At 72.4% G+C, this 25696-nt stretch carries 24 protein-coding genes; 10 read left to right on the top strand and 14 right to left on the bottom strand.

All coding sequences use genetic code 11. The annotated features are described in order from the left end of the window. Positions 1-49: 49 nt before the first annotated feature. Entirely contained in the window at positions 50-406 is a 357-nt protein-coding gene (locus SYYSPA8_RS07535; RefSeq protein ID WP_323446343.1) for a HesB/IscA family protein, read from the bottom strand. 290 nt (positions 407-696) lie between these two features. Here SYYSPA8_RS07535 and nadA point away from each other — a divergent pair, with 290 nt between their 5' ends. Together nadA and SYYSPA8_RS07525 are read left to right on the top strand one after the other, a co-directional pair. Then, entirely contained in the window at positions 697-1899 is a 1203-nt protein-coding gene (gene nadA / locus SYYSPA8_RS07530; RefSeq protein ID WP_323446168.1) for a quinolinate synthase NadA, read from the top strand. 83 nt (positions 1900-1982) lie between these two features. Next, positions 1983-3314 carry a multidrug effflux MFS transporter gene (locus tag SYYSPA8_RS07525; RefSeq protein WP_323446167.1) on the top strand — a complete coding sequence of 444 codons (1332 nt, stop codon included), beginning with the start codon at positions 1983-1985 and terminating at the stop codon, positions 3312-3314. A 120-nt stretch (positions 3315-3434) separates the two neighbouring features. Here the strand turns inward: SYYSPA8_RS07525 and SYYSPA8_RS07520 are convergent, their stop codons facing one another. From SYYSPA8_RS07520 to SYYSPA8_RS07500, 5 genes are all read right to left on the bottom strand, one after another. Then, the gene (locus SYYSPA8_RS07520) at positions 3435-6560 is read right to left on the bottom strand and encodes an efflux RND transporter permease subunit (RefSeq protein ID WP_323446166.1); all 3126 of its coding nucleotides are present in this window, start codon (positions 6558-6560) and stop codon (positions 3435-3437) included. A 142-nt stretch (positions 6561-6702) separates the two neighbouring features. After that, positions 6703-7386 carry a response regulator transcription factor gene (locus tag SYYSPA8_RS07515; RefSeq protein WP_323446165.1) on the bottom strand — a complete coding sequence of 228 codons (684 nt, stop codon included), beginning with the start codon at positions 7384-7386 and terminating at the stop codon, positions 6703-6705. Beyond that, complete coding sequence (locus SYYSPA8_RS07510) at positions 7383-8615, bottom strand: sensor histidine kinase (protein WP_323446164.1); 1233 nt, start codon at positions 8613-8615, stop codon at positions 7383-7385. Before SYYSPA8_RS07510 ends, SYYSPA8_RS07515 begins: the two co-directional genes overlap by 4 nt. A gap of 430 nt (positions 8616-9045) precedes the next feature. Continuing rightward, a complete protein-coding gene (pspAA, locus tag SYYSPA8_RS07505; RefSeq protein ID WP_323446163.1) occupies positions 9046-9333 on the bottom strand; it encodes a PspA-associated protein PspAA in 288 nt (95 codons plus the stop codon). A gap of 48 nt (positions 9334-9381) precedes the next feature. Further along, positions 9382-10167, bottom strand: a complete 786-nt coding sequence (locus SYYSPA8_RS07500) for a PspA/IM30 family protein (protein ID WP_323446162.1) — start codon at positions 10165-10167, stop codon at positions 9382-9384. Between the two features lie 282 nt (positions 10168-10449). Between SYYSPA8_RS07500 and SYYSPA8_RS07495 the strand changes: the two genes are divergently transcribed. The 4 genes from SYYSPA8_RS07495 (at position 10450) to SYYSPA8_RS07480 (ending at position 14951) form a co-directional block, all read left to right on the top strand. Beyond that, positions 10450-11046: a DUF3043 domain-containing protein gene (locus SYYSPA8_RS07495; protein WP_323446161.1), complete on the top strand. Its 597-nt coding sequence runs from the start codon at positions 10450-10452 to the stop codon at positions 11044-11046. 71 nt (positions 11047-11117) lie between these two features. Continuing rightward, the gene (locus SYYSPA8_RS07490; RefSeq protein ID WP_323446342.1) at positions 11118-11870 is read left to right on the top strand and encodes a class I SAM-dependent methyltransferase; all 753 of its coding nucleotides are present in this window, start codon (positions 11118-11120) and stop codon (positions 11868-11870) included. A 125-nt stretch (positions 11871-11995) separates the two neighbouring features. After that, on the top strand, positions 11996-13789 hold the full coding sequence (locus SYYSPA8_RS07485) for an ABC transporter ATP-binding protein (protein ID WP_323446160.1): 1794 nt from the start codon (positions 11996-11998) through the stop codon (positions 13787-13789). A gap of 70 nt (positions 13790-13859) precedes the next feature. Then, entirely contained in the window at positions 13860-14951 is a 1092-nt protein-coding gene (locus SYYSPA8_RS07480; protein WP_323446159.1) for a S1C family serine protease, read from the top strand. Between the two features lie 52 nt (positions 14952-15003). Here the strand turns inward: SYYSPA8_RS07480 and SYYSPA8_RS07475 are convergent, their stop codons facing one another. The 6 genes from SYYSPA8_RS07475 to SYYSPA8_RS07450 form a co-directional block, all read right to left on the bottom strand. Beyond that, entirely contained in the window at positions 15004-16077 is a 1074-nt protein-coding gene (locus SYYSPA8_RS07475) for a methyltransferase domain-containing protein (RefSeq protein ID WP_323446158.1), read from the bottom strand. A gap of 366 nt (positions 16078-16443) precedes the next feature. Next, entirely contained in the window at positions 16444-16968 is a 525-nt protein-coding gene (locus SYYSPA8_RS07470) for a hypothetical protein (RefSeq protein WP_323446157.1), read from the bottom strand. Further along, positions 16952-17566 carry a VanZ family protein gene (locus tag SYYSPA8_RS07465; protein WP_323446156.1) on the bottom strand — a complete coding sequence of 205 codons (615 nt, stop codon included), beginning with the start codon at positions 17564-17566 and terminating at the stop codon, positions 16952-16954. Before SYYSPA8_RS07465 ends, SYYSPA8_RS07470 begins: the two co-directional genes overlap by 17 nt. 67 nt (positions 17567-17633) lie before the next feature. Beyond that, entirely contained in the window at positions 17634-18032 is a 399-nt protein-coding gene (locus tag SYYSPA8_RS07460) for a hypothetical protein (RefSeq protein WP_323446155.1), read from the bottom strand. 126 nt (positions 18033-18158) lie between these two features. Beyond that, positions 18159-19187: a tol-pal system YbgF family protein gene (locus tag SYYSPA8_RS07455; RefSeq protein ID WP_323446154.1), complete on the bottom strand. Its 1029-nt coding sequence runs from the start codon at positions 19185-19187 to the stop codon at positions 18159-18161. A 43-nt stretch (positions 19188-19230) separates the two neighbouring features. Continuing rightward, entirely contained in the window at positions 19231-20577 is a 1347-nt protein-coding gene (locus tag SYYSPA8_RS07450; protein WP_323446341.1) for a tetratricopeptide repeat protein, read from the bottom strand. 142 nt (positions 20578-20719) lie between these two features. Here SYYSPA8_RS07450 and SYYSPA8_RS07445 point away from each other — a divergent pair, with 142 nt between their 5' ends. Further along, entirely contained in the window at positions 20720-20935 is a 216-nt protein-coding gene (locus SYYSPA8_RS07445; RefSeq protein WP_323446153.1) for a hypothetical protein, read from the top strand. A gap of 225 nt (positions 20936-21160) precedes the next feature. Here the strand turns inward: SYYSPA8_RS07445 and SYYSPA8_RS07440 are convergent, their stop codons facing one another. Further along, positions 21161-21367 (bottom strand): hypothetical protein, encoded by a 207-nt coding sequence (locus SYYSPA8_RS07440; protein WP_323446152.1) that lies wholly within the window; start codon positions 21365-21367, stop codon positions 21161-21163. Positions 21368-21458: 91 nt separating this feature from the next. Here SYYSPA8_RS07440 and SYYSPA8_RS07435 point away from each other — a divergent pair, with 91 nt between their 5' ends. Together SYYSPA8_RS07435 and cobT are read left to right on the top strand one after the other, a co-directional pair. Beyond that, positions 21459-22664 carry a bifunctional adenosylcobinamide kinase/adenosylcobinamide-phosphate guanylyltransferase gene (locus SYYSPA8_RS07435; RefSeq protein WP_323446151.1) on the top strand — a complete coding sequence of 402 codons (1206 nt, stop codon included), beginning with the start codon at positions 21459-21461 and terminating at the stop codon, positions 22662-22664. Between the two features lie 28 nt (positions 22665-22692). Next, positions 22693-23868, top strand: coding sequence for a nicotinate-nucleotide--dimethylbenzimidazole phosphoribosyltransferase (gene cobT / locus SYYSPA8_RS07430; RefSeq protein ID WP_323446150.1), 1176 nt, complete (start codon positions 22693-22695; stop codon positions 23866-23868). A 42-nt stretch (positions 23869-23910) separates the two neighbouring features. On the opposite strand, the gene SYYSPA8_RS07425 is transcribed toward cobT, so the two are convergent. Beyond that, positions 23911-24666, bottom strand: a complete 756-nt coding sequence (locus SYYSPA8_RS07425) for a hypothetical protein (protein WP_323446149.1) — start codon at positions 24664-24666, stop codon at positions 23911-23913. A 35-nt stretch (positions 24667-24701) separates the two neighbouring features. Here SYYSPA8_RS07425 and SYYSPA8_RS07420 point away from each other — a divergent pair, with 35 nt between their 5' ends. Beyond that, on the top strand, positions 24702-25526 hold the full coding sequence (locus tag SYYSPA8_RS07420; protein WP_323446148.1) for an adenosylcobinamide-GDP ribazoletransferase: 825 nt from the start codon (positions 24702-24704) through the stop codon (positions 25524-25526). Positions 25527-25696: the final 170 nt, after the last annotated feature.

The following is a 25696-nucleotide window of genomic DNA, read 5'->3' as shown; positions in this document are numbered from 1 at the left end:
GCGGTCCGCGGTACGCGGGCCGCCGCCTTGTGTGTGAGGTCAGGAGACCTTAGTTGAACGAGTCGCCGCAGGCGCAGGAACCCGTGGCGTTCGGGTTGTCGATGGTGAAGCCCTGCTTCTCGATGGTGTCGACGAAGTCGATGGACGCGCCGCCGAGGTAGGGCGCGCTCATGCGGTCGGTGACGACCTTGACCCCGTCGAAGTCCTTGACCACGTCGCCGTCGAGGGAGCGCTCGTCGAAGAAGAGCTGGTACCGCAGGCCGGAGCAGCCACCGGGCTGAACGGCGACACGCAGCGCCAGATCGTCCCGGCCCTCCTGGTCGAGCAGGGCCTTGACCTTGGACGCGGCGGCGTCGGACAGGAGGATGCCGTCGTTCGCGGTGGTGGTCTCGTCCGATACGGACATCTGCTTCATCACTCCCGGGATGTGTCTCCCCACGCGAGGGCAGGGGAAGCTACGGAGACTGCTTGCCGACCAGTGCAACCGGTGTGGCCGCGGTTTCATTCCGGACCCTGGCATGCCGTGGCGTTCGTACCCCTTCATGCTCGCACACCACCCCGCGGCGGGGCACGGCCGGTGGGCGGGGGTGCGTCACATCGACGCTATGGCCATCGTCAAAGTGACGTGAAGCCGTTATCATAGATAGCGTCAAATAGACGAAAAGGCTTTGCCGAATCTGTGCTGAAAGAGAAAGGGTGTGTGTGGTGACCACCGCCCAGCCCCCCGTGGAGTCGCGTGACGTGCTCGATGTACAGCCGACACCGCTCGCCCTGCTGCTGCTCGGACGGGAGGCCGACCCCCGGAGCGAGCGCGGTGTGGAATGCCCCGGCGACCTGCCCTCCCCCTCCGACCCGGACCTGGTGGCGCGCGCCCGCGCGGCGAAGGAGCGGCTGGGGGACAAGGTCTTCATCCTCGGCCACCACTACCAGCGCGACGAGGTCATCCAGTTCGCCGATGTCACCGGCGACTCCTTCAAGCTGGCCCGGGACGCGGCCGCGCGACCCGAGGCCGAGTACATCGTCTTCTGCGGTGTGCACTTCATGGCCGAGTCCGCCGACATCCTGACCTCCGACGACCAGAAGGTCGTCCTCCCCGACCTGGCGGCGGGCTGCTCCATGGCCGACATGGCCACCGCCGAGCAGGTCGCCGAGTGCTGGGACGTGCTGACCGACGCGGGCATAGCCGAGCAGGTGGTGCCCGTCTCGTACATGAACTCGTCCGCCGACATCAAGGCGTTCACGGGCAAGCACGGCGGCACCATCTGCACCTCCTCCAACGCCAAGCGGGCGCTGGACTGGGCCTTCGAACAGGGCGAGAAGGTCCTGTTCCTGCCGGACCAGCACCTCGGGCGGAACACGGCCGTCCGGGACATGGGGATGTCCCTGGACGACTGCGTGCTCTACAACCCGCACAAGCCGAACGGCGGGCTGACCACGGAGCAGCTGCGCGCGGCGAAGATGATCCTGTGGCGCGGCCACTGCTCGGTGCACGGCCGGTTCTCGCTGGAGTCGGTGGCGGACGTACGGGCCCGGATCCCCGGCGTCCAGGTGCTGGTGCACCCCGAGTGCAAGCACGAGGTCGTGGCGGCGGCGGACCAGGTCGGTTCGACGGAGTACATCATCAAGGCGCTGGACGCGGCCCCGGCCGGTTCGAAGTGGGCCATCGGCACCGAGCTGAACCTGGTGCGCCGGCTCGCCAACGCCCACCCGGACAAGGAAGTCGTCTTCCTGGACCGGACGGTCTGCTTCTGCTCCACGATGAACCGCATCGACCTGCCGCACCTGGTGTGGGCGCTGGAGTCGCTGGCCGACGGCAAGCTGGTCAACCGGATCCAGGTGGACCAGGAGACGGAGAGCTTCGCCAAGCTGGCCCTGGAGCGGATGCTCGCCCTGCCGTAGGCCGTGTCCGGTCATGAGGGGCGTCCCCCGCCGGGGGGCGCCCCTTGGCATTCCCGTACGGTCCCTCTAGCGTGTGATCGCGTGTGACCGTCCGCCGGACGCGTGTCCTGCCCGCTCCGCCGGCCGTGGCCGTGGCCGCTCTGCCGCGCTCCCGCCCGCCCGCCGAGGGCGCTCTTCTTCTCTTCTGGATGGGGATATCCGCTGTGCCGGTGCTGACGGGCGCGCTCGCGCTCCTCTGTGTCGTCGGTCCGCTGTCGACCGACATGTATCTGCCCGCGTTCCCCGGGATGGCCGGGGAGCTGGGGACGGACGCGTCCGGGGTGCAGCTGACCCTGACCGCCTTCCTGGTCGGCATGACCCTGGGGCATCTGGTCTTCGGGCCGCTCTCCGACCGGTACGGGCGCCGGTGGCCGCTGCTGGCCGGCGCGGCGGTCTGTGCGCTCGCCACGGCCGGGTGCGCGCTGGCGCCCTCGCTGGAGTGGCTGGTGGCCGCCCGTTTCCTGGCCGGGTTCGGCGGCGCCGCCGGGGTGGTGATCAGCCGGGCGGTGGTGTCCGACGTCGCTGCGGGGGCCGCCGCCGCGCGGCTGCTGGCGCTGCTGATGACGCTGAGCACGATCGCCCCGATCGTGGCGCCCCTCGCCGGGGGCGCGATCATCGAGCGGGCCGGGTGGCGGGCCGTCTTCTGGGTCTTGACGGTGGTCGCGGTGCTGGTCGCGGCGGCGGTGGTGGCCGGGATCCCGGAGAGCCTGCCCGCCGAACGGCGGCTGGCGGGCGGCTTCGGGGCGTTCGCGCGCTCGGTGCGCGAGGTCGTCGCCGACCGGGCCTACACCGGCTACACCCTCTCCTTCACCTTCGGTTTCGGCGCGCTCTTCTGCTACATAGCCGGGTCGCCGTTCCTGCTCCAGAACGTCCTGGGGCTGAGCGTCGGCGTCTCGTCGGTCGCCTTCAGCGGCGGGGCGCTGGTGGCGGCCGTCACCGGCACCGTCAGCGCGCGGCTCGTCACCAGGACCGGCCCCGAGCCGCTGCTGCGGGTGGGGCTGTGGGCGATGCTCTCGGGGTGTGCGGCGCTGCTGGTGGCCACGGTGGCGGGGGTGCTGACGGTGGTGGTGTGCCTGACGCTGATCGCCGTCGTGACCGCCGGGATCGGGCTGGCGTTCGCCAACGCGGCGGCCCTCGCGATCGGGCGGGTGCCCCGGGCGGCGGGCACCGGATCGGCGTTGCTGGGGACGGCGCAGAGCGCGCTCGGCGCGGTGGTCGCCCCGCTGGTGGGGCTGGGCGGCGCGGACACGGCGGTGCCGCTCTTCACCGGGATGACGGTCTGTGCGGTGCTGGCGCTGGGGGCGGCACGGCTGGCGTTCCGGGCGGCCGGCGGCGCGGGCACGGCCGGCCCGGATGCGGCCGTACGAGCGGTGTGAGGGGCCGGGTCACGCGGGCAGCGTGACAGCCACAGCCGCACGCACGGTGTGAGCCGACGGAAAGCCCCCGGCCCGGATCCCGTGCTGCGGGACCGGGGCCGGGGGCGTTCCGACTGTGGATCAGGCGTTCGCGGGCTCCGCCGGGGGTCCGCCCGCCTCGCGCTCCCGCTTCTCGCGCCGCTCCGACCGCTTGGCGGCCCGGCGCTCCTTGCGCAGCTCGACCGTCGCGTACAGCGTCGGCACCAGCAGCAGGGTGAGCAGGGTGGAGGTGAGCAGACCGCCTATCACCACCACGGCGAGGGGTTTGGCGATGAAGCCGCCCTCGCCGGTGACGCCGAGGGCCATCGGCAGCAGCGCGAAGATCGTGGCCAGCGCCGTCATGAGGATCGGGCGCAGCCGGTGCCGGCCGCCCTCGACCACGGCCTCGACCACCCCGTACCCCTGTTTCCGGTACTGGTTGATCAGGTCGATGAGCACGATCGCGTTGGTGACCACGATGCCGATCAGCATCAGCATGCCGATCAGGGCGGGGACGCCGAGGGGGGTGTCGGTGACGAGCAGGCCGCCGATGGCGCCGGTGGCCGCGAAGGGGATGGACACCAGCAGGATCAGGGGCTGGATCAGCGAGCGGAACGTCGCGACGAGCAGCATGAAGACGATCGCGATGGCCGCCAGCATCGCCAGGCCCAGGGCCGCGAAGGCCTCTTCCTGGTCCTCGGAGACCCCGCCGATGGAGGCCTCCGCGCCCGCCGGGAGGTCGATCCCGTTCAGCCGGGTCTGGAGCTGGGAGCTGACCGCGCCGGTGTTGTCGCCGGTGGGCTTGGCGGTGATGGTGGCGGCGCGGGCGCCGTCGATACGGGTCCGGGAGACCGGTCCGGGGACCTGTTCCACGGTCGCGATGTCGCTGAGCTTCCCGGGGCCGATCGGCAGGTTCCGCAGCTCGGCGAGGGTCTTCGCGGGCCGGGCGGAGGTGACGACGACATCGCGTTCGGTGGTGTCGAGGATCGCCTTCCCGGCGGGGGTGCCCCGGACGGCCTGGGTGACGGCCATGCCGAGGGCGGCCTCGGTGAATCCGGCGGCGACGGCGCGCTCGTTGCTCCGGACGGAGATGCGGGGGACGCTCTGCGCCAGGTCGCTCTGGACGTCGGTGACGTCGTCCAGTTCGGCGATCTCCGCGCGGACGGCCTCGGCCGCCTCCTGGAGGGTCGCGGGGTCGGCGGCCTTGACGACGACGCTCAGGTCCTGGTTGGCGAAGCCGTCGCCGGCGGCGATGGTGGTGTCGCCGACGCCGTCGAGCCCGTCGAGTTCGTCCTCGATCCGGTCGCGGACCTTCTCGAAGTCGCCGGAGTCCTTCAGGGTCATCTGGTACTGGGCCTGGTTGGCGCCGGTGGAGCCGCCGAAGGCCGCCATCCAGCCGGAGGAGCCCACGGTGACCTGGTAGGTCTCGATCTCGTCGATGCCGGCGAGGACCTTCTCGACCCGCTGGGCGGCCGCGTCGGACGCGTCGAGCGCGGTGCCGGCGGGCAGTTCCTGCCGCAGCGACATGACGTCCTGCTCGCCGGGGTCGAAGAAGTTGGTCTTGAGCAGCCCGGCGAGTCCGAACGTACCGGCGAGGACGGCGAAGGCGATCAGCACGCTGGTGATCCGGCGGCGGGTCGCGAACCGCAGCACCGGGATGTACGAGCGCTGGAGCCGGCTGCGCTCCTCCTTCTCCTCGGCGATCCGGCGGGCCTCGTCGGGGTCCTTGTCCCGGACGTCCTTGGGCGGGCGCAGGAACCAGTACGACAGCACCGGCACCACGGTCAGCGACACCAGCAGGGAGGCGAGGAGCGCGGCGGTGACGGTGAGCGAGAAGGAGCCGAACAGCTCGCCGACGATGCCGCCGACCAGGCCGATCGGGAGGAAGACGGCGACGGTGGTGAGGGTGGAGGCGGTGACCGCCCCGGCGACCTCGCGGACGGCGGCGACGATGGCGCTCTGGCGTTCCTCGCCGTAGCCGAGGTGGCGTTTGATGTTCTCCAGGACCACGATCGAGTCGTCCACGACCCGGCCGATGGCGATGGTGAGCGCGCCCAGGGTGAGCATGTTCAGGGAGAGGTCGCGGGTCCAGAGCACGATCAGGGCGAGGACGACGGAGAGCGGGATGGAGACCGCCGTGACCAGGGTCGAGCGGAGCGAGGCCAGGAAGACCAGGATCACGAGGACGGCGAAGACCAGGCCGAGCGCGCCCTCGGTGGTGAGCCCGGATATCGCCTTGGCGACGGCGGGGCCCTGGTCGGCGACGACGGTCAGCTCGGCGCCGGGTCCCAGGTCGCGGCGGAGGGCGGGCAGTTCGTCCTCGACGGCGCGGGAGATGGCGACGGCGCTGCCGTCGTTGTCCATGGTGGCGAAGACCGCGAGGCTGGGTTTGCCGTTGGTACGGGTGAGGGAGGCGGGGGCGGTGGGTTCCTGGCGGACGGTGGCGATGTCGCCGAGGCGGACCGGGCGGCCCTTCGCGGGGGGTGCGGGGGCGAGCCGCAGGTCCTCGATCTGCTTCAGGTCGCTCCAGCCGCCGCCGACCTGGACGGTGCGGCTCTGGCCGTCCTCGCTGAAGGCGCCGGAGGGTACGGTCGCGCCGCCCGCGCGCAGGGTCTCGGCGAGGGCGGCGGTGGTGAGGCCGGCGCGGGCGAGGGCCCGCTCGTCGGGGGTGACGGAGACCTGGAGTTCGCGTACGCCGTCGATCGTGACCTGGCCGACGCCGTCGATGTCCTCCAGGGCGGGGACGACGACGCGTTCCAGCCGGTCGGCGAGGGCCTGGGGGTCCTCGCCGGAGGAGGCCGCGAGGACCACGGTCGGGATGTCGTCGGTGGATCCGGCCACGACCTGGGGGTCGACGGTGTCCGGGAGCAGCGCGCGGGCCCGGTTCACGGCCTGCTGGACATCGGAGACGAGCTGTTTGCCGCTCTGGTCGCCGTAGTCGAAGCTGGCCATGATCACCGCGTTGCCCTCGCTGGCGGTGGCGGTGACGCTCTTGACGCCCTCGATGGATTCGATGGTGCTTTCGAGGGGTTCCACGACCTGTTGCTCGACCACGTCGGGGGACGCGCCCTCGTAGGGGGCGAGGACCGAGACCACGGGGAGTTCGATGGAGGGCAGCAGCTGCTGCTTGAGCTGGGGTATCGCGATCGCGCCGAAGACGATCGCCACGATCGACATCAGCCCGACGAGTGCGCGTTGCGACAGGCTGAACTTCGACAGCCAGGACATGAGTTCTCTCTTCTGTGGCGTACGCGAACAGGGTGGAGAGCGGTGCCCGCCTATGATCAGCCATCAGAAGGGGGGTCCCGTCGGCCCCAGGTCCCGTTCTTTACGCCGCCCATACCGCGTCTGGAGTACGCGGTGGCGGGGGTCACTCCGTCCGGGGGCGTACGAGTCCCGACTCGTAGGCGGTGACGACGAGTTGGGCGCGGTCGCGGGCGCCCAGCTTGGCCATCGCCCGGTTCACATGGGTCTTGACGGTGAGCGGGCTGACGTCGAGCCGGTCGGCTATCTCGTCGTTGGAGAGCCCGCCGCCGACGAGGACGAGGACTTCGCGCTCCCGGCCGGTGAGGGCGTCGAGCCGGGCGCTGTACGCGGCGGCGGTCGCCTCGCGGGTGTCGCCGCCCTGGGCGAGGAAGCGGGCGATCAGGCCCTTGGTGGCGACCGGGGAGAGCAGGGCCTCGCCGGCGGCGGCGATCCGGATGGCGTTGAGCAGTTCCTCGGGTTCGGCGCCCTTGCCGAGGAAGCCGGAGGCCCCGGCGCGCAGCGACTCCACGACGTACTCGTCCACCTCGAAGGTGGTCAGCATGACCACGCGGACGGCTGAGAGGGCGGGGTCGGCGGTGATCTCGCGGGTGGCGGCGAGGCCGTCCGTGCCGGGCATCCGGATGTCCATGAGGACGACGTCGACCTGTTCGGAGCGGGTGAGGGCGACGGCCTGGGCACCGTCGGCGGCCTCCCCGACCACTTCCATGTCGGGTTCGGAGTCGACCAGGATCCGGAACGCGCTGCGCAGCAGCGTCTGATCGTCGGCGAGCAACACCCTGATGGTCATCGGTCCTCCCCCGTGCGGGCCTTCAGGGGCAGTATCGCCTGGACGCGGAAGCCGCCCCCGTACCGGGGTCCCGCGCTGAGCCGGCCGCCGAGGGCGCTGACGCGTTCGCGCATGCCGACGAGGCCGTGGCCGCCGTCGGGAGCGGGGGTGCGGGCGGCGGCGCCCTGGGCGGGGATGCCGTTGTCGAGGACGGTGACCTCCAGGGTGAGTCCGACGCGGACGACGCTGACCTCGGCGCGGGCCTGGTCGCCCGCGTGTTTGCGGACGTTGGTCAGCGCCTCCTGGATGATCCGGTAGGCGGCGAGGTCGACGGCGGCGGGGGGTTTGACGCCGTCGTCGGCGCGGGCCACCTCCACGGGGAGTCCGGCTTTGCGGAAGGTGGTGACGAGTTCGTCGAGGACGCCGAGGCCGGGCGCGGGCTCGGTGGGGGCCCTGGGGTCGCCGGACTGGCGGAGCAGCCCGACGGTGGCGCGGAGTTCGTTGAGCGCGGAGCGGCTGGCCTCCCGGACATGGGCCAGGGCCTCCTTGGCCTGGTCGGGGCGTTTGTCCATGACGTGGGCGGCGACCCCGGCCTGCACATTGACGAGGGCGATGTGGTGGGCGACGACGTCGTGGAGGTCGCGGGCGATCCGCAGCCGCTCCTCGGCGACCCGGCGGCGGGCCTCCTCCTCGCGGGTGCGCTCGGCCCGTTCGGCGCGTTCCCGGATGGCGTCCACGAAGGCCCGGCGGCTGCGGACGGCGTCGCCGGCGGCGGCGGCCATCCCGGTCCAGGCGAAGATGCCGATGTTCTCCTGGGTGTACCAGGGGGTGGAGCCGAAGAACATGGCGGTGCCGGTGAGGCCGGCCATGGTGAGCAGGCCGGTGCGCCAGGTGGTGGGGCGGTCGGTGCGGGAGGCGACGGTGTAGAGGGCGATGACCGCGCTCATCGCGACCGGCGCGGAGGGGTCGCCGTAGCTCAGCTCGACGACGGCGAGGACGCTGGTGAGGGCGAGGACGCCCATGGGGTTGCGGCGGCGGTACAGCAGCGCGGCGGCGACGAGCACCATCAGGATGACGCTGCGCGCGGCGGGGGTCCGGGCGCCGAACTCGGGGCCGTGCACCCCGTTGACGGCGAAGGAGCCGACGACCATCGCGGCCAGCGAGAGGGCGGCTATGGCTCCGTCGAGCGCGAGCGGATGCGCGCCGACCCAGCACCGGGTGCGGGCGAGGCCGCTGACGAAGGGGGTCACGTCGGGAAACGTTACGGCGTGGGGTGCGGTGGGGGGCAGGCCCGGGTGGTGCGGGTTGGTTGTGCCGTTCACCCCGGGCCGGGGTGCGGGTCCGTCCTCAATCTCCCCCAAACTTCGTCCGGGGGGACCCCCAGGGGCTGGTTTTGTTCGGGTGGTTCCGGGACCGGGTGTGGTGCGGGTTGGTGGGGGCCTCCGGGCTCACCTCCTCGGGGTCGGCGGACCGAAGGCCTACCGTCAGCGCGAGCAGGACTTCCCGCCGATCCCCTGCGGGGGCGACCCTGCACCCCCCACCCACGGAACAGCCGGAGGGTGGCCGGTACCCCGAGCCGGGGGGAAGAAGGGCGCGGGAACCCGTACCGACACGGGACGAAGAGAACCAGCCCCGGACGGGGAAAGGGTGCGGGCCACTCGTACCGGCGCGGGCCGGGCGTCAGCCGGGGAGCCCGGGGATCAGCCCTTCGTCGCCCAGCATGGCCCGGACCTCCCTCAGGGTGGCGTCGGGGGCCGGGAGGATCAGTTCGGACGGCTCCAGTACGTCGTCCGGAAGTGGCTCTCCGACCTCGCGGACCCTCGCCAGCAGTGCGGCGAGAGTCCGGCGGAAGCCGGGCTCGTCACCCTGCTCCAGCTCGGCCAGCAGTTCGTCGTCCAGTCTGTTCAACTCGGCGAAGTGGCGGTCCGCCAACTCCACCTGCCCCTCCCCCATGATCCGTACGATCATGACGGGCCCCTGTCGCTCGGGCACCGGCACACGGCCGGTGCCGCCGGGTCACTGCTTGTCGAAGTTGGGCCGGCCGGTCTGCTGCCGGGAGGCGTCCTGCGCGCCGGCACCGCCCTCGATGGCCTGCTGCGAGCCGCCGGTGCCGCCGGCCAGCTCGGCCTTCATCCGCTGGAGCTCCAGCTCGACGTCCGTGCCACCGGAGATCCGGTCCAGCTCGGCGGCGATGTCGTCCTTCGCCATCCCGGACGGGTCGTCCAGGGCGCCGGAGGCCAGCAGCTCGTCGATGGCGCCGGCCCGGGCCTGGAGCTGGGCGGTCTTGTCCTCGGCCCGCTGGATCGCGAGACCGACGTCGCCCATCTCCTCGGAGATGCCGGAGAAGGCCTCGCCGATCCGGGTCTGGGCCTGGGCGGCGGTGTAGGTGGCCTTGATCGTCTCCTTCTTGGTGCGGAAGGCGTCGACCTTGGCCTGGAGCCGCTGGGCGGCGAGGGTCAGCTTCTCCTCCTCGCCCTGGAGGGTCTGGTGCTGGGTCTGGAGATCGGTGACCTGCTGCTGGAGCGAGGCCCGCCGGGACAGCGCCTCCCGCGCCAGGTCCTCGCGGCCCAGCGCCAGCGCCTTGCGGCCCTGGTCCTCCAGCTTGGCGGACTGCCCCTGGAGCTGATTGAGCTGAAGCTCAAGACGCTTGCGGGAGGTCGCCACGTCAGCGACGCCCCGGCGGACCTTCTGGAGCAGCTCCAGCTGCTTCTGGTACGAGTAATCGAGGGTCTCGCGCGGGTCCTCGGCCCGGTCCAGGGCCTTGTTGGCCTTCGCGCGGAAGATCATCCCCATACGCTTCATGACACCGCTCATGGGCTTCGCGCGCCCCCTTCTGACGGACTCCGGATCCTGCACTCCAACAGAACCCACAGTACGGGCCCTGCATCCATTACCGCACTTGTCGGACGCCGATGCGCTCATCCCCAAGAACGACTGCTCACCGCCACCACTCCGGCCCAAGGAGTACACGAGCCTCAGGGTCGTCCCGACTCGGACCGGTCTGTCCGTAAAGACGCATGGTGTTGCGGGATCGTTCCCCTCCGGCGTTGGGTCCCCGCCACTCACCCCGTACCCTTGGGCTTTGTGTTCCGTAGCCGTGCCAAGACAGAGAAGGCCACCCCCACCGAGAAGGTGACGGGGGACGCCGCCCAGTCCCGCGACCCCCAGGCGCCCAAGGGCCGCCCCACTCCCAAGCGGAGTGCGGCCCAGACGCAGCGCCGGCGGGCCGCCACCCAGCCCCTCGACCGCAAGGAGGCGATCCGCCGCCAGCGGGACGCCCGCCGCGCCGACCTGGCGCGTCAGCGCGAGGCGCTGGCCAGCGGCGACGAGCGCTATCTCCCGGCCCGGGACCGCGGCCCGGTGCGCCGCTTCGCCCGGGATTTCGTGGACTCCCGCTTCTGCATCGCGGAATTCTTCCTTCCGCTGGCGGTCCTGATCCTCATCATGAGCATGATCCAGGCCGCCCAGCTCCAGAGCATCGCCCTGCTGATCTGGCTCGGTGTGATCGTCATGATCGTCATCGACTCGATCGGCCTCGGCGTGCGGCTGAAGAAGCAGCTCAACGAGCGCTTCCCGGACGAGCCCAAGCGCGGCGCGGTCGCCTACGCCCTGATGCGTACGCTCCAGATGCGCCGGCTCCGGCTGCCGAAGCCGCAGGTCAAGCGCGGAGAGCGACCCTGAGCACGGAATCCGTCGGCCTCGCGGGACCGCCCTTCGGCGGCCCGGGGGCCGGCGGGGGGCTCCAGGAGACCATCCGCCAGGAGCTGCTCGCCCGCCAGCTCGACGAGCAGATAGCCGCGCGCTACCCGGTCGGCCAGCGCCTGCGGATCCTCGACGTCGGCATGGGCCGGGGCACCCAGGCACTGCGCCTGGCCCGGGCCGGGCACGAGATCACCGGCCTGGAGTCCGACCCCGCGCCGCTGCGCCGGGTCCAGGAGGCGCTGGCCACCGAGCCCGCCGGGATCCGGGAACGCTTCCGGCTGATCCAGGGCGAGTGCCGCGAGACCGGGGTGCACTTCCTCCCCGGAAGCTTCGACGTGGTCCTGTGCCACAGCGTCCTGATGTCCTCGGAACAGCCCGACGACCTGCTCGCCGGGCTGGCCCGCATGCTCGCCCCCGGCGGACTGCTCTCCTTGACCGTACGGAACGCGGAGGCCCTGGCCATGGGTCCCGGCCTGGCGGGCGACTGGCCCACCGCGCTGGCGGCCCTGGAGCCGGATCCGGCCGCCGACCGCGGCCCGGCCGGCACCGGCGGCGCTGTCCATGCCCACCATGCTCACCGCGCCCACCGGCTCGACGCGCTCACCGGCACGCTCGCGGGGATCGCGGCACCCCTGCACGCCTGGTACGGCGTCCAGGTCTTCACCCCCTGGGGCCCCGACTCCGAGCTGCCGGCCGCCGCCGAGCTGGAACAACTGCTCGCGACCGAGGACCGGGCCGGGCGCACCGACCCGTACCGGGGCATCGCCGCGCTGCTGCACCTCTGCGGCGCCCGGGACAGCTGAGAGCGGGACCCGAGAGCGGGGCCCGGGGCCTGAACCGTCCCGACCACCGGGCCCCTCACGCGTGATTTCCGGCCGTATCACCGTGACGGCTCAGGCAACGGCGCGGATTGTGCGTCCGTACCCAAGTGACCACACCCAAAACCACCGAAACGAACGAGAAACCCATCGCCAGGCTGCCCGCCAGGGAGACCTGGCGCGCGCTCTACGGCCACTTCCGCCCCCACCGCGGCCGCGTCGCCCTGGGCGCGTTCTTCGCGCTCCTCGGCACGGTCACCGCGCTGCTCCAGCCGCTGGCCGCCCGTGAGCTGGTGGAACGGCTCGGCGACGACGAGTCGATCGCCGGGATCATCGTCGGGCTGACCGCGCTGGTGGTGCTGGGCACCGCCATCGAGGCGCTGGGCGGCTACATCATGGCCCGCTCCGCCGAGTCCGTGGTGCTCGCCGCCCGGCGCGGCCTCATCGGACGGCTGCTGCGGCTGCGGCTGACCGAGATGGAGCGGACCCAGCCCGGCGACCTGATGTCCCGGGTCACCTCCGACACCACCCTGCTGCGGGCGGTGACCACCCAGGCCATCGTCTCCGCCGCCACCGGCATCGTCGGCTTCGTCGCCACCATGGTGATGCTGGCCCTGATGGATCTGGTGCTGCTCGCGGTGACCTTCGGCGTCCTGGTCGTCATCGGCGGCGCCGTCGGGCTGATCATGCCCCGGATCTCGAAGGCGACCCAGCGCGCCCAGGAGGCGGTCGCGGAGATATCCACCCGGCTGGAGCGGGCGTTCGGCGCCTTCCGCACGGTCAAGGCGTCCGGCGCGGAGGAGCGGGAGACCGAGATCGTGGCCCGCGCCGCCGAGGAGGCCTGGCGCCAGGGTGTGCGGACCGCGAAGTGGGAGTCGGTGGCGTGGTCCTCGGTGGGCCTCGCCGTCCAGGTGTCCTTCCTGGCGGTGCTGGGCATCGGCGGCGCCCGGGTGGCCTCGGGGGCGATCTCCATCGGCACCCTGGTGGCGTTCCTGCTCTTCCTCTTCTATCTGATGGACCCGGTCAACAAGCTGGTGGAGGCGGCGACCCAGTACCAGGAGGGCTCGGCCGCGATCGCCCGCATCGTGGAGGCGGAACGGCTGGAGACCGAGGAACCGGCTGGGACACCCGCGCCCGCCGGGACCGGTTCGCCGGCCGCCGGGGGCGCCTCCGTCACGTTCGAGAACGTCACCTTCCGCTACCGGGAGGAGCTGCCGCCGGTCCACCACGGGGTCTCCTTCGAGGTCCCCGGCCCCGGGATGACCGCGTTCGTCGGCCCCTCCGGCGCGGGCAAGACCACCGTCTTCGGCCTGATCGAACGGTTCTACGAGACCACCGGCGGCCGGATCCTCGTGGACGGCCGGGACATCCGCGACTGGCCCCTGGCCGAACTGCGGGCCTCGATCGGGTACGTCGAGCAGGACTCCCCGGTCCTCTCGGGCACCCTCCGCGAGAACCTGGTCTTCGCCGCGCCCGACGCCACCGACGAACAGATCCGGGACGTGGTGGGCAGGGCCCGGCTGGAGGCGCTGGTGGAGCGGCTGCCGGACGGTCTTGACACCCTGGTCGGCCACCGGGGCTCGCAGATCTCCGGCGGCGAACGCCAACGCGTCGCGATCGCCCGCGCGCTGCTGCGCAGACCCCGCCTCCTGCTGCTGGACGAGGCCACGTCCCAGCTCGACGCGGTCAACGAACTGGCGCTGCGGGACGTGGTCACGGAGGTCTCCCGCGAGGTGACCGTCCTGGTGGTGGCCCACCGGCTCTCCACGGTGACCCTCGCCGACCGGATCGTGGTCATGGACGCGGGCCGGGTCCGCGCGGTGGGCACCCACGACGAACTGGTGGCGGCGGACCCGCTGTACGGGGAGCTGGCGGCGACGCAGTTCCTCACGGCGACCGCGTAGGGCCTCCCGGGGCCACCTGTTCGGGCGCGCACGGCATGCCGGTAGGGCGGTACGCGGTGAGACTCCGTACATGGAGATATCGCCACGCCGGCTGCTGCCCCTGACCGCCCTCCTCTGCGCGGCCGTCCTGGCCACCACCGCCGGCTGTGCCGAGACCCCGGGCGGACCGGACCAGGCCGCCGCCTGGGAGCAGTCCCGCAACTCGACGTCGACCCGCCCGGTGCCCGCGCCGCAGGCCCTGAACGATCTCCAGACCGACTACGAGACGGTGATCAGGAACGTCCTGCCGTCGGTGGTGCAGATCGAGTCGGGGAACAGCCTCGGCTCGGGCGTGGTGTACGACAGCAAGGGCCATGTGATCACCAACGCTCATGTGGTGGGCAGCGGCCGCTCGTTCCTCGTCACCGTCGCCACGGGCGAGGAGCCGCTGACGGCGAAGCTGGTGTCCTCGTACCCGGAACAGGACCTCGCCGTCATCAAACTGGACAGCCTCCCGGTCGGCCTGAAACCGGCCAAGTTCGGCGACTCGTCGGAGGTGACGGTCGGCCAGATCGTCCTGGCGATGGGCTCGCCGCTGGGGCTCTCCAGCAGCGTCACCCAGGGCATCGTCTCGGGCATCGGCCGCACGGTGACGGAGAGCGCGGCCGACGGCGGCACGGGCGCGACCATCGGCAACATGGTGCAGACCTCGGCCGCGATCAACCCCGGCAACAGCGGGGGTGCCCTGGTCAACCTGGACAGCGAGGTCATCGGCATCCCGACCCTGGCGGCGACGGACCCGGGCCTCGGGGACGCGGCGGCGCCGGGCATCGGCTTTGCGATCCCCGTCTCGATGGTGACGACGGTCGCCGACCAGATCATCTCCACCGGCAGGGTCACCGACTCGGGCCGCGCCGCCCTGGAGATCACCGGCCGTACGGTCCTGGACGACAACTACCAGCCGGCGGGCGTGGCGATCGTGGAGGTCGTCGCGGGCGGCGCGGCGGACAAGGCGGGCCTGCGGGCGGGCGACATCATCACGAAGGTGGGCTCGCAGGAGATCACGACGATCACCTCGCTCGCGGAGGCGCTGGCTCCGGAGAGTCCGGGCGAGAAGGTGGTGGTGGGGTATCTGCGGGACGGGGAGGCGCGGACGGTGCGGGTGACGCTGGGGGAGATCTGACGGCCCCCGGCGCGGTGGGGCCGTCGGGCCGCGCCGGGTCGCGGCACGCCCGTCAGGGCTGGTACCAGCACGGCCCGGTGGGGTCCTTCGCCCAGGCGTACTGCCGGTCCCGGGTGACGGTGAGGCCGTAGTCGAATCGCCTCGGAGCGCCTGCCTCCGTCCAGACGGCCCAGGCGCGGTCGAGTTCGTCGGCGAGGCGGCGGGGGCCTCCTTGGTAGGCGATGGCGGTGCCGTCCCCCACTGCGGAGACCATGGCCCACGACGTGTGGTCGTGGAGCCACGCGTTGAGTCCGTCCTCGTCCTCCGCGACGGCGACCCGGAGGCCGGGCAGGGCGACACGCAGCGCGAACCGGAGGTCCCAGTCCTCCTGAAGGGGAGCGAGGTCCCGCAGCCAAGGGCGTTCGTCCTCGGCCGGTCCGGCACCGCGCACTGACGAGAAGTCCGGTTCCGTGGTGGTACCGCGAGCGGGCATGAACTGCGCCAGCCCTTGGACCCAGCCGCTCGCGGAGCGCCCGTCGTCGGCGACGGTGAGCGCCACATGCCCGAGCCGTCCCCACGGGGTGACGATCCGGCCGCCGGGCCTGGTCTGCTCGATCCACGCCCAGGGCACGCGCTCGACGGCGTAGGTCGCGATCACCCGGTCGTACGGTGCGCCCGAGGGAAGTCCGAGGGCCCCGTCACCGATTTCGAGACGGATCCCTGGGGCGTGCACGGCCAGGCGGCTGCCGGCTGCCTCGGCCACCACGGGGTCCACCTCGACCGTGGTGGTCCGGTCGCCTCCCGCACGCGTTGCCGCGAGCGCCGCGTTCCAGCCGGTTCCGGTGCCCAGCTCCAGGACGCGGTGGCCGGGCTCCAGGAGGAGCGAGTCGAGCATGTCCACGACGATGGCCTGGCAGGACAGACTGGAGGTCGCCACCCCGTCGGTGACCTGGGTGACCGCTGCCGTGTCGGGGTCGCCGTAGAGCAGTTCGGCCCACTCGTCCGGGTCCGCTGCCCGGTCGGCGGGGAGGTAGGCGTGACCGTTCCAGTGCCAGAGCCGGTCGGGGGCGAAGACATCGCGCGGCAGGCGGTCGACCGCCTGCCGGATCCACGGGGACCGCTCCGGCCAGTCCCCGCGCTCCTGCATCCTCCGTGCGAGGTCTCCGCGTCGTCCGTCGAGACCGCCCACTACTTCTTGTGCTTGCCGTCAGAGGGTGGCGGCGGCGGAACCTGTCCATCCGAATTGCCCGGCGGGGGCTTCCCCTTGGACAGGTCGGCGGGCGGCTTCTCGTGCTTCCCCATCGGCTGACCTCCTTGTGCGAGCGAGTGCCCGGCCATGATGGCGGGGTGGGTCACGGTCTGCCACTGTCCGTGAAGCGGACATTGACCGGAAGTCTCCGGCCAGATGGGCACACCTGTTCCTTCCGGCCTGTCACCGCGCGTCCTGGCGGTAGGGGAAAGGGCGCGAAATCGTGGCTGGCCCGGCGCGGTGGGGCCGTCGGGCCGCGCCCGGTCACAGCACGTCCGTCAGGTCCACGAGATTCCCGGCGACGGGGACGAGATACCGGGTGTGCCGTCGCTCCGTGAACAACTCCCCGATGAAGCACGCGGGGAACTCGATCGGCTCCGCGCCCCCCTCCAGCGCCACCCGGACCCGCCACCGCTCACCACCGTGCGTCACTCCGAGGTCGGCCCAGGCCCTCCCGGGGATGTCGACGTCGACCAGCCGCACACCATGGTCCCGGAGCGCCCCGAACTGGTCCCCCAGCTCCCCGACCAGCCAGGCCAGATGCGCCCAGGCCGGCGACGGCGCGGCGGGCATCCACACCCAGTCCTTGCGTTCCTCGTCGTCGTCCGGCACCGGCCCGACGGGGAAGACCGGCAGCCGGGGGTCGGGGTCCCCGGCATCCCGGAAGGTGACGTGCCGCTCCTCGCAGTCGATCCGGCACAGCTCGATTCCGCGAGGCCCGGCGCGGAAGGCCACGTCCCCGACGCGGACGAGGAAGCGGGCGAGGCCGCTGTCAGCGCCGGTGGCCATGGGGTCCGGTCTCCTTCCGGGTGCTCGCGGACAGCCCGGTCGGCACCGGTCGGCAGCGGGCGATGGCGATGGCGACCCGGGCGGCGACAGCGCCCAGTGCTCCGCCCAGCGTGTTGCAGAGGATGTCGTCCACATCGACGGTGCGGCCGGCAGCCATGACGAACTGGGCCGCTTCGATCGCGAGGCTCCCCGCGAAGCACCAGAACACGGCCTCCGCCACGCGGATCCGTCGCCCCAGGAAGGCGAGCAGGGTCCCGAGCGGCACGAACATGGCGGCGTTCGCGATCTGAAGGCGCTGGATCATGTCCGCCTCCTCGGCGAAGAGCCCGGCACCGCCGTAGCCACCCCCGGTGCCCCACAGGCCCCCACCCGGGACCCAGGAGACGGAGTGCCCGCCGCTGCCGAGCGGCTGGGTCGGCAGCACGGTGGCGACGAGGACGACGGCGACACACACCGCCAGCATCCCCCGTGTCACATCGGCGACCCGCCGCGCGTCGGCACGCTCCCGCCACCGGGCCAGTACGAGCGCCAGCGCGAGGGAGGCGAGGAGGAACAGGGCCACGGTGACCGGGCTGACGAAGAGGACGATCTGCCACATGGGGTGCTTTCCGGTACGCGTGGACGACGGACGCCCGGGTCCCCCCGGGTTGGGCAGCCGGTGCCGGTCAGGGGCAACGCCACTTGGTGACGTACATGGTGTCGTCGTGCTCCATGACCCCTCGGACACAGTTGTCGGCGTCCAGAGGGTGGCTCCGGGACAGGGAGGCGTGGCCGTTGGCGGTCCTCTGCGAACCGAACCACAGCGGGAGTGCCGTGATCCGGCTGTTCTTCCGCTGCGTGCCCAGCTTGACCGTGACCTCACCACCACGGAACCGGTGGTACTTGGTCGTGAACGTGTAGGTACCGGACCTGCCGAGGGTGCCGCCGGTGTTGCACAGCAGCCCGTTCGACAGGTCCCCGCAGCCATGGGTCGTCGCACTCGCCGACGGGGCCGCTGCCAGGGACAGGCCGAGCATCGCGAGGACCGTCATCACAGCGCCCGGGGAAGAACGTGCGGACTTCACGGGTGGATGCCTCCCGGCTCGGTGAGGGAAGGCCGGGGGCGTTCACCTGACCCATGCCCCGCGCCTCTGTCGTCGGACGACGCACCCCTCACAACGACCCGTCGCGGGTCCGGGTCACGAACGCGGTCAGACCGCGAGCAGCCCGGGGGCGACCTCGCGGCCCCGCTCGTAGAGCTGCCGGGCCAGGCGGTTCCTCAGATGCGGCCGGAGCGCCCTGCCCATGGAGACGATGCGCTGGTCCGCGCGGGCCGACTTGATGTGCGGATAGTCCGCCAGCACCTGCCGCCAGGTCGCGCACGCCTCCTCCAGGTGGCCCAGCCGGAATTGGCGTTCCGCCAGGGTCCCTCTGTCGAGAACCTTCCGCCGACGCTTCCACCGGCCCCTCTGGAGGTCGCTGTATCGCTTCAGGGACGCCACGGACCCTTCGATGTCCTTGAAGGCGTAGGCGACCTGCGCGATGTCCAGCTCCAGGGTCGCTTCCCGGTAGTGACCCACCACGGCCCGGCCGGACGGTTCCGCCCGCGACATCTCCCGTTCGGCCTCCTTCAGGAGGGAGAGCGCTTCCCTGCGGTCACCGGCCAGAGCGCTCGCCCGGGCGTGCTGCCCGGCGATGAAGGCGCGCAGGTTCGGCTCGACCGACACCGCCGTACTCCGCGCGGCCACCGCCGCCCGCAGCGCGGCCCGGCCGTGCCCCAGCTGGAGGGCCTGCGAGCCCACGCCATGGAGGGCCAGGCAGTAGGCGCCCGGGTCCGACGCGGCCCCGGCCCATTCCATCGCCTGGAGGTAGTACTGCTGCGCGGCCCCGTGCAGACCCGCGTCGACCGCCATGTATCCGATCAGATAGCTGAGTTCGGAGGCGACGGAGAGCATCGCTTTCCTGACGGCCTCGGTACCGGGCGCGGAGAGATCCGGGATCACCGTGTGCGTCAGAAACGCGACCGCCATCGCGTGGGTGATCCGGCCACCGAACTCGTAGTCGAAGTCGGAGAGCCTCCGGGTCATGTCGGTGACCGCGGAAACATCTCCCTCGCCGATACGCCATGCCGTGCCGTCCTGGGCGACCGCCGCCCTCCCGTCGATGTCCTCCCAGGCCGGAAAGGTGCCGGCTGCGGGGAAGAATCCTGCCCCGAGCAGACGGCGGCGGGACGGGTCCATCAGCGGCCTCCTGGGCTCGACCAGCGTCGTTGGTACGGGGTGGTCAGGCCGCGAGGGCCTTCGAGGCGACCTCGCGGCCCCGCTCGTGGAGTTGCCTCGCGGCCGGGTTCCTCAGATAGGGCCGCAGCGACGCGAACATGAACCGGATGCGCTCGTCCACCCGGCCCGAGTCGACCGAAGGGTAGTCGTCAAGGGCCAGGTGCCAGGTGTGGCACGCCTTTTCCAGGTGGCCGATCTGCAATTGCCGTTCGGCGAGGATGGCGCGGTGGCGCACCCGGCTGCGCCGGAAAGCCGATTCACGTACCTGGTCCGACTCCTCCATCGCGCGCACCGATCCGGCCACATCTCCCAATTCGAAACGGACCTGACCGGTGTGGTAGTGCAAATAAGACGAGTTGTACGATCCAAAGCCGAATTCCTGTGCCTGCGCCGCCGATTTCTCCAGGGCGATCTCCGCCTCCTGGAGGTATTTCAGGGCGGGCACGCGGTCACCGTTCTGCGCCGCCGCGTGGGCCTGCTGGCCCGCCAGGAAGGCGCGCATCCGGGGGCCCGCCTTGGGGAGTGCGGCAGCAGCGGAATCCGCCAGGCGCAGGGCCTTGCGGCCATGGCCGAGTTCGACCGCCTGGACGCTCATTCCCCGCAGGGTGGTGCAGAAGGCGAGATGGTCCTCGGCGGCTCCCGCGAGGTCGAGCGCGCTCAGGTAGTACCGCTGGGCGAGCCCTTGCAGACCCTCGTCCACGGCCATGTAGCCGGCGAGATAGCACAGGCCGGAGGCGGCGGACGTCATCGCCTTGCGTACGGCGTCGGGGCCTTCCGCGCGCAGGCAGGGCGCCACCACGTTCACCAGGAAAGCGGCTGCGGAAGGCCGTCCGTACCGGCCTCCGAAAAGGTCGTCGATCTTTGAGAAGTGCTCGGTCATCGCTCTGACCGCTTCGACTTCCTTCATGCCGATGCGCCGGGTCGTGCCCGACTGGACGGCTTCCATCCGGCCGACCACTTCGGGCCACTCCGGCACGTTCAGCGCGACCGAGAAAAGGGTCACGCCCAGTATTCCGCGCCGCGAGGGAAGCATGTCCTGGGTACCCAGCTCGATGAGCGCCGCCGTCGAACCCGGACGGGGTCCGCTGTCCTTTGGCAGCTCAGGGAATCCCGCTTCGCCGCGCGTGACAGTCCGGTTCAGCCTGCGGGCCAGAGCCTCGACCACGAGCGGTCTCACGGATTCCTTCGGAATCGAGCCGCGAAGCCATTGATGGACGGAGACCTCCCGGTACCGCAGCGGCGTCCCCTGCTCCGTACCGAGCCGGTTGACCGCCATCGCGAACTGCCGCAGCGTCCACCCCGACTCCATGAACAGCCGCTGGAGACCCTGGTTCGGGCGCAGCGCTCCCATGGTCATCAACTCCCTGTGCCGATCAAGCACTTAAGCCACTGAAAGGGCACCTCGGACACCACCGTACCGCTCTGCGTAGTCATCGCGTTGCCTGGAGTGAGAGCCGAGGCCCACCGGGGCTGCGGAGAAGGGCAGGGCAGTGATGAGCGGAGCGGGGAACGGATCCGGGGCCCGCCCGGGAGCCGGGATCGATTTCAATCCGTTCGATTTCGGGCCCTGCGCGTGTCCCGATCCCGACTGCTCGCTGAAGCGGCCCGGCGGCCGGGCGCGGGACGGGTTCGCCGACAGTCCCGCCGTCGCCCGGCTGCGCGAGCGGATCCGGCAGGTGAACGACGAGCAGCGGCGGGGGCCCGTATGAGCCCCCGGGCCGTCTGGGCCGTCGTCGTGTGGTGCGTCGCTGTCAGCTGTCTCAGCCACGGCATAGCGGCCCGGCTCTGAAGACCCCGCCCGTACGGCGCCCCGCCGGGCGGGCGGACCCCCGGGCACCGCCCGGGAAGGGCGGGACGGAATACGCCTCCCGTCCCGCCGGCCCCGGCCACCGGAATCCCGCCCCGGTGGCCGGGGCCTCGAACGAAGACGCGTGCTACTCGGCGGGGTGCAGGCTCATCGGGCCGTAGATCACGGTCGCGTCCTCGGAGAGGTGGACCTGGTCCGCGCCGCCCTCGCGCAGCTCCTTCCAGTTCTCACCGAGCCAGGTCTCGGCGTCCCCCTGTGTGGTGAACTCCTCCGGCTCCACGGCCGGCCGGACCTCCGTCCCGTCGGACTTCTCGAACCGCCACGTCCATGCCATGTCCGCCTCCCAGGGTCCTGAAGTGATCTCTCGTCCTGCCCGCAGCGTAGCCGGGCGCGCACGGCACGCGGTGACGCGGGAGGATCGGGGTGTGGAAGTGACACTGCTCGGTACCGGCGCCCCCTCCGGTCTCCCCCGTCCCGACTGCCCGTGTGCCGTGTGCGCCGCCGCCCGGGGGCCCCGGGCCCGGGCCGCGACGGCGCTGCTCGTGGACGGGGCGCTGCTGCTCGATCTCACCCCGGGGGCGGCGCTGGCCGCCGCCCGCGCGGGGCATTCGCTGGTGGGGGTGCGGCAGGTGCTGCTGACGCATCCGCACGACGGACCCGCCGTGGACGTGCCGGCCGGGCTGCCGGCGGCGGGCCGGGTGCCCGACGGGCGGGTGTTGACGCTGATCAGCGGGCACCGGGTGCGGGCGGTGTCGATGGACACCCCGGGGACGGGGTACGAGGTGTCCTCGCCGGAGGGCGACCGGCTGCTGTACCTGCCGCCCGGGGGCGCCCCCGCCGGGCTCGCGAACGGGGCCGCGCAGGACCCGTACGACATGGTGGTCGCCGATGTCGTGGGGCGGCCCGACGCGGTCGCCCGGCTGCGCGCGTCCGGCGGGATCGGGGCGACGACCGATGTGATCGCGGCCCATCTGGACCACGACGTGCCCGGCGGCCCCGAGCTGGACCGGCGGCTCGCGGCGGCGGGCGCGCGGGCGGTGCCCGACGGGACGACGCTGATCGTGGGCGAGTACCACGCCGTACCGGACGTACCGCGCCGCACGCTGATCACCGGCGGGGCCCGTTCGGGCAAGTCCGTGGAGGCGGAACGGCGGCTGGAGACGTTCCCCGGTGTGGTGTACGTGGCCACCGGCGGCGGCCGGGACGGCGACACGGAGTGGGCGCAGCGCGTGGACCTGCACCGGGACCGCCGGCCGAACTCGTGGCGTACGGAGGAGACCTGCGACCTGGTGCCGCTGCTGCGCGCCCAGGGCCCGCCGCTGCTGGTGGACTGTCTGTCGCTGTGGCTGACGGACGCGATGGACCGGGTGGGCGCCTGGGACGACGAGCGCTGGTACGGGGGCGGCGACCGCAAGCTGCGGGAGCGGGTCGCGGAGCTGGTGACGGCGGTACGGGAGAGTGGGCGCACGGTGGTCGCGGTGACCAACGAGGTGGGTTCCGGGGTGGTGCCGGCGACGGCGTCGGGCCGCCGTTTCCGGGACGAGCTGGGGCGGCTGAACGCGGCCTTCGCCGCCGAGTGCGAACAGGTGGTGCTGGTGGTGGCGGGGCAGGCACTGATCCTGCGGAACTGACCCGGGGCCACCCGGTACTGTTCGGCGAATGAGCAGGCTGAATCTCGATGACTTCTCCGAACTGATCGAGCGACCCGACAGCGGCGTCCGGCGTGACGCCGAGGAGCACCGGGAGCGTCTGAGAGTCCCCCTCGGGGCCCTGGGGCGCCTGGACGAGCTGGGCGAATGGCTCGCGGCCGCTCAGGCGTCGGTGCCGGTGCGCCCGATCGAACGCCCCAAGGTGGTGCTGTTCGCCGGGGACCACGGCGTCGCCTCCCTCGATGTCTCCGGCCGCGCGGCGGGCTCCACGCATCTGCTGGTGCGCTCCGCGCTGGAGGGCGCGAGCCCCGTCGCGGTGCTCGCGCGCCGGGCCGGGGTCCCGCTGCGGATCGTGGACGCGGGTCTCGACTGCGATCCGGCGCTGCTGCCGGACGAGGTGGTGCGCCACCGGATCCGGCGCGGCAGCGGACGGATCGACATCGAGGACGCGCTGACGGCGGACGAGGCCGAGCGCGCGGTCCGTCTCGGCATGGCCATCGCCGACGAGGAGGCCGACTCCGGTACGGACGCGGTGGTCCTGGGCGATCTGAGCGTCGGCGGTACGACGCCCGCGGCCACGCTGATCGCGGCGCTGTGCGGGACGGACGCCTCCGTGGTGACGGGGCGCGGCGGCGCGGGCATCGACGATCTGGCGTGGATGCGCAAGTGCGCGGCGGTCCGGGACTCGCTGCGGCGGGCCCGGCCGGTCCTGGGGGACCAGCTGGAGCTGCTGGCGGCGGTCGGCGGTGCGGATCTGGCCGCGATGACGGGCTTCCTGCTCCAGTCGGCGGTGCGGCGGATGCCGGTGATCCTGGACGGTGTGGTGTCGGCGGCGTGCGCGCTGGTGGCGCAGCGGGCCGCGTTCCGGGCGCCGGACTGGTGGCTGGCGGGGCATGTGAGCGGGGAGCCGGCGGCGGCGAAGGCGCTGGACCGGATGGTGCTCAACCCGTTGCTGGACCACGGTGTCACGGTGGGGGAAGGGACCGGGGCACTGCTCGCGCTCCCCCTGCTCCAGGCGGCGTCCGCGCTGGCGGCCGAGCTGCCGGAGCGGACGGAAGACGCAGAGGACACAGAGGACGCGGAGGACACAGAGGACGCAGAGGAAACGGGAAACGCAGAGGACGCAGAAACGGAAGCGGAAGTGGAAGCCGACGGCAGCCGTCCCGCCGGGAGTGCCACGGCCTGACGGACACCCCGACGCGGCCGCCCCGGCACCATGCCATGCCCCCTACCGCCGGGGCGGATCCGGCCGGTCCGGTGCCCCGCCGATCAGGTCCTGGAACCAGCGGCGGGGCCGGCCCCAGCGCCGGTCGTGGCGGTACGAGCGGATCCGGGCGCGGGCCCGCGCCCGGGGCCTCGCCCGGTAGCAGCGCCGGGCCCAGAGCGAGCCGGGCCGCGCCAGCCGTACCGCCCCCACCAGCGCGACCAGCGGTACGAGCGTCCCGATGAGCGCCATCCGGGCCTTGCCCTTGGCCAGCGCGATCAGCGCGAAGAGGAAGTTCAGCAGCAGGGAGACGACGAGTACGGCCCGGTTCTGCCGCTCGCCGGGGCTGAGCGAGGAGACGTCGAGCGGGGAGAACCCGCTGATCACCAGGGCGGCGAGGGCGGCGGCGAGGATCACCACCTCGACGCTCTGGCGCCCCTCCTCCGTCCAGTACACGTCGTCGATGTGGACGATCAGCGCGAACTCGTCCAGAACCAGCCCCGCGCCGATGCCGAAGAGCACCGCGCAGACGGCGGCGCCCAGCCCGTGCCGCCCGGCGCCGACCGCGCCGAAGCCGCCGACGAGGGTGAGGACCACCCCGGGCACCACATGGTGGATATGGGTGCCCCCGGCGCTGATGTTCCGGAACGGGCCGCGCCCGGCCCGGATCAGCCGGGTGACGAGCCGGGTGACCAGGAAGGTGACGACGAAGGCGGTGAGGGCGAGCAGCATCGGCAGCTTGCCCGGCACCACGATGTTCTCGTTGAACCAGACCCCCATCCCGCTATCACCTCTTTTCGCGCTATTTGCGGGCAATGTATCGCGGTGCGCGGCCTGCGGCGGGCTACCCTGCGGCGGTGAGTGAGCTGCGCGGTCTGCCCGGAATACGTTTCGCCTTCGGCACCCTGACGGTGCTGCCGGTCGAGGTCACCCGCTGGGACCGGGACGCGGCCCGCGCCGGGATGCTCTGCGCGCCGCTGGCCGGGCTGGTGGTGGGCGCGCTCGCCGGGGCGGCGGGAGCCGTGGCCCTCCTGCTCGGCACCGGCCCGCTGCTCGCGGCCGTCACCGCCGCCGCCGTCCCCGCCGTCCTGACCCGGGGGCTCCATCTGGACGGCCTCGCCGATGTGGCCGACGGCCTCGGCAGCGGCCGGCCCGCCGACGACGCCCTGCGGATCATGAAGCAGTCGGACATCGGCCCGTTCGGGGTGGTCACCCTGCTGTTCACGCTGCTCGCGCAGATCGCGGCGCTGACGCAGCTGTACGGGGCGGGCTGGGCCGAAGGCGCGCTCGGGGCGCTGGTGAGCGGGGTGAGCGCCCGGCTGGCGCTCACGCTGGCCGCGCGCTCGGGCGTCCCGGCGGCCCGCCCCGAGGGCCTGGGCGCCGCCGTCGCGGAGGTGGTGCCCGTACGGACCGCGTGGGCCCTCGCCGTACTGGTCACGCTGGCGGCGGCCGGCGTGGGCGCGCTCCTGGGCGGGTACGGGGCACTGCGGTACGGGCTCGCCGTGGCCCTGGCGCTGGTGGCCGCGCTGGCGCTGCTGCGGCGGTGCGTGCGGCGCTTCGGCGGGGTCACCGGGGATGTCTTCGGGGCGCTGGCGGAGACGGCGGCGACGGCCTGCCTGCTCGTCCTCGTCGTGGGCTGAGCACACAGGACCCGTCCTCGTCGTGGGCTGAGCGCACAGGACCCGTCCGTGGCCGGACAGGGCCGCGACCCCGCATCGAGCCCGGCAACCATTCCCTACCCAATGCGGGCATAACTCCCTCCCGGATCGGCCGCCCCGACACCCCTCCGGCACCCGGTGGCTGCCCGGAC

This window comes from Streptomyces yaizuensis, assembly GCF_034961445.1.
Taxonomy (GTDB): Bacteria; Actinomycetota; Actinomycetes; order Streptomycetales; family Streptomycetaceae; genus Streptomyces; species Streptomyces yaizuensis.
The sequence above is the reverse complement of the archived record's forward strand: the minus strand, read 5'-3'. Positions and strand labels throughout refer to the sequence as shown.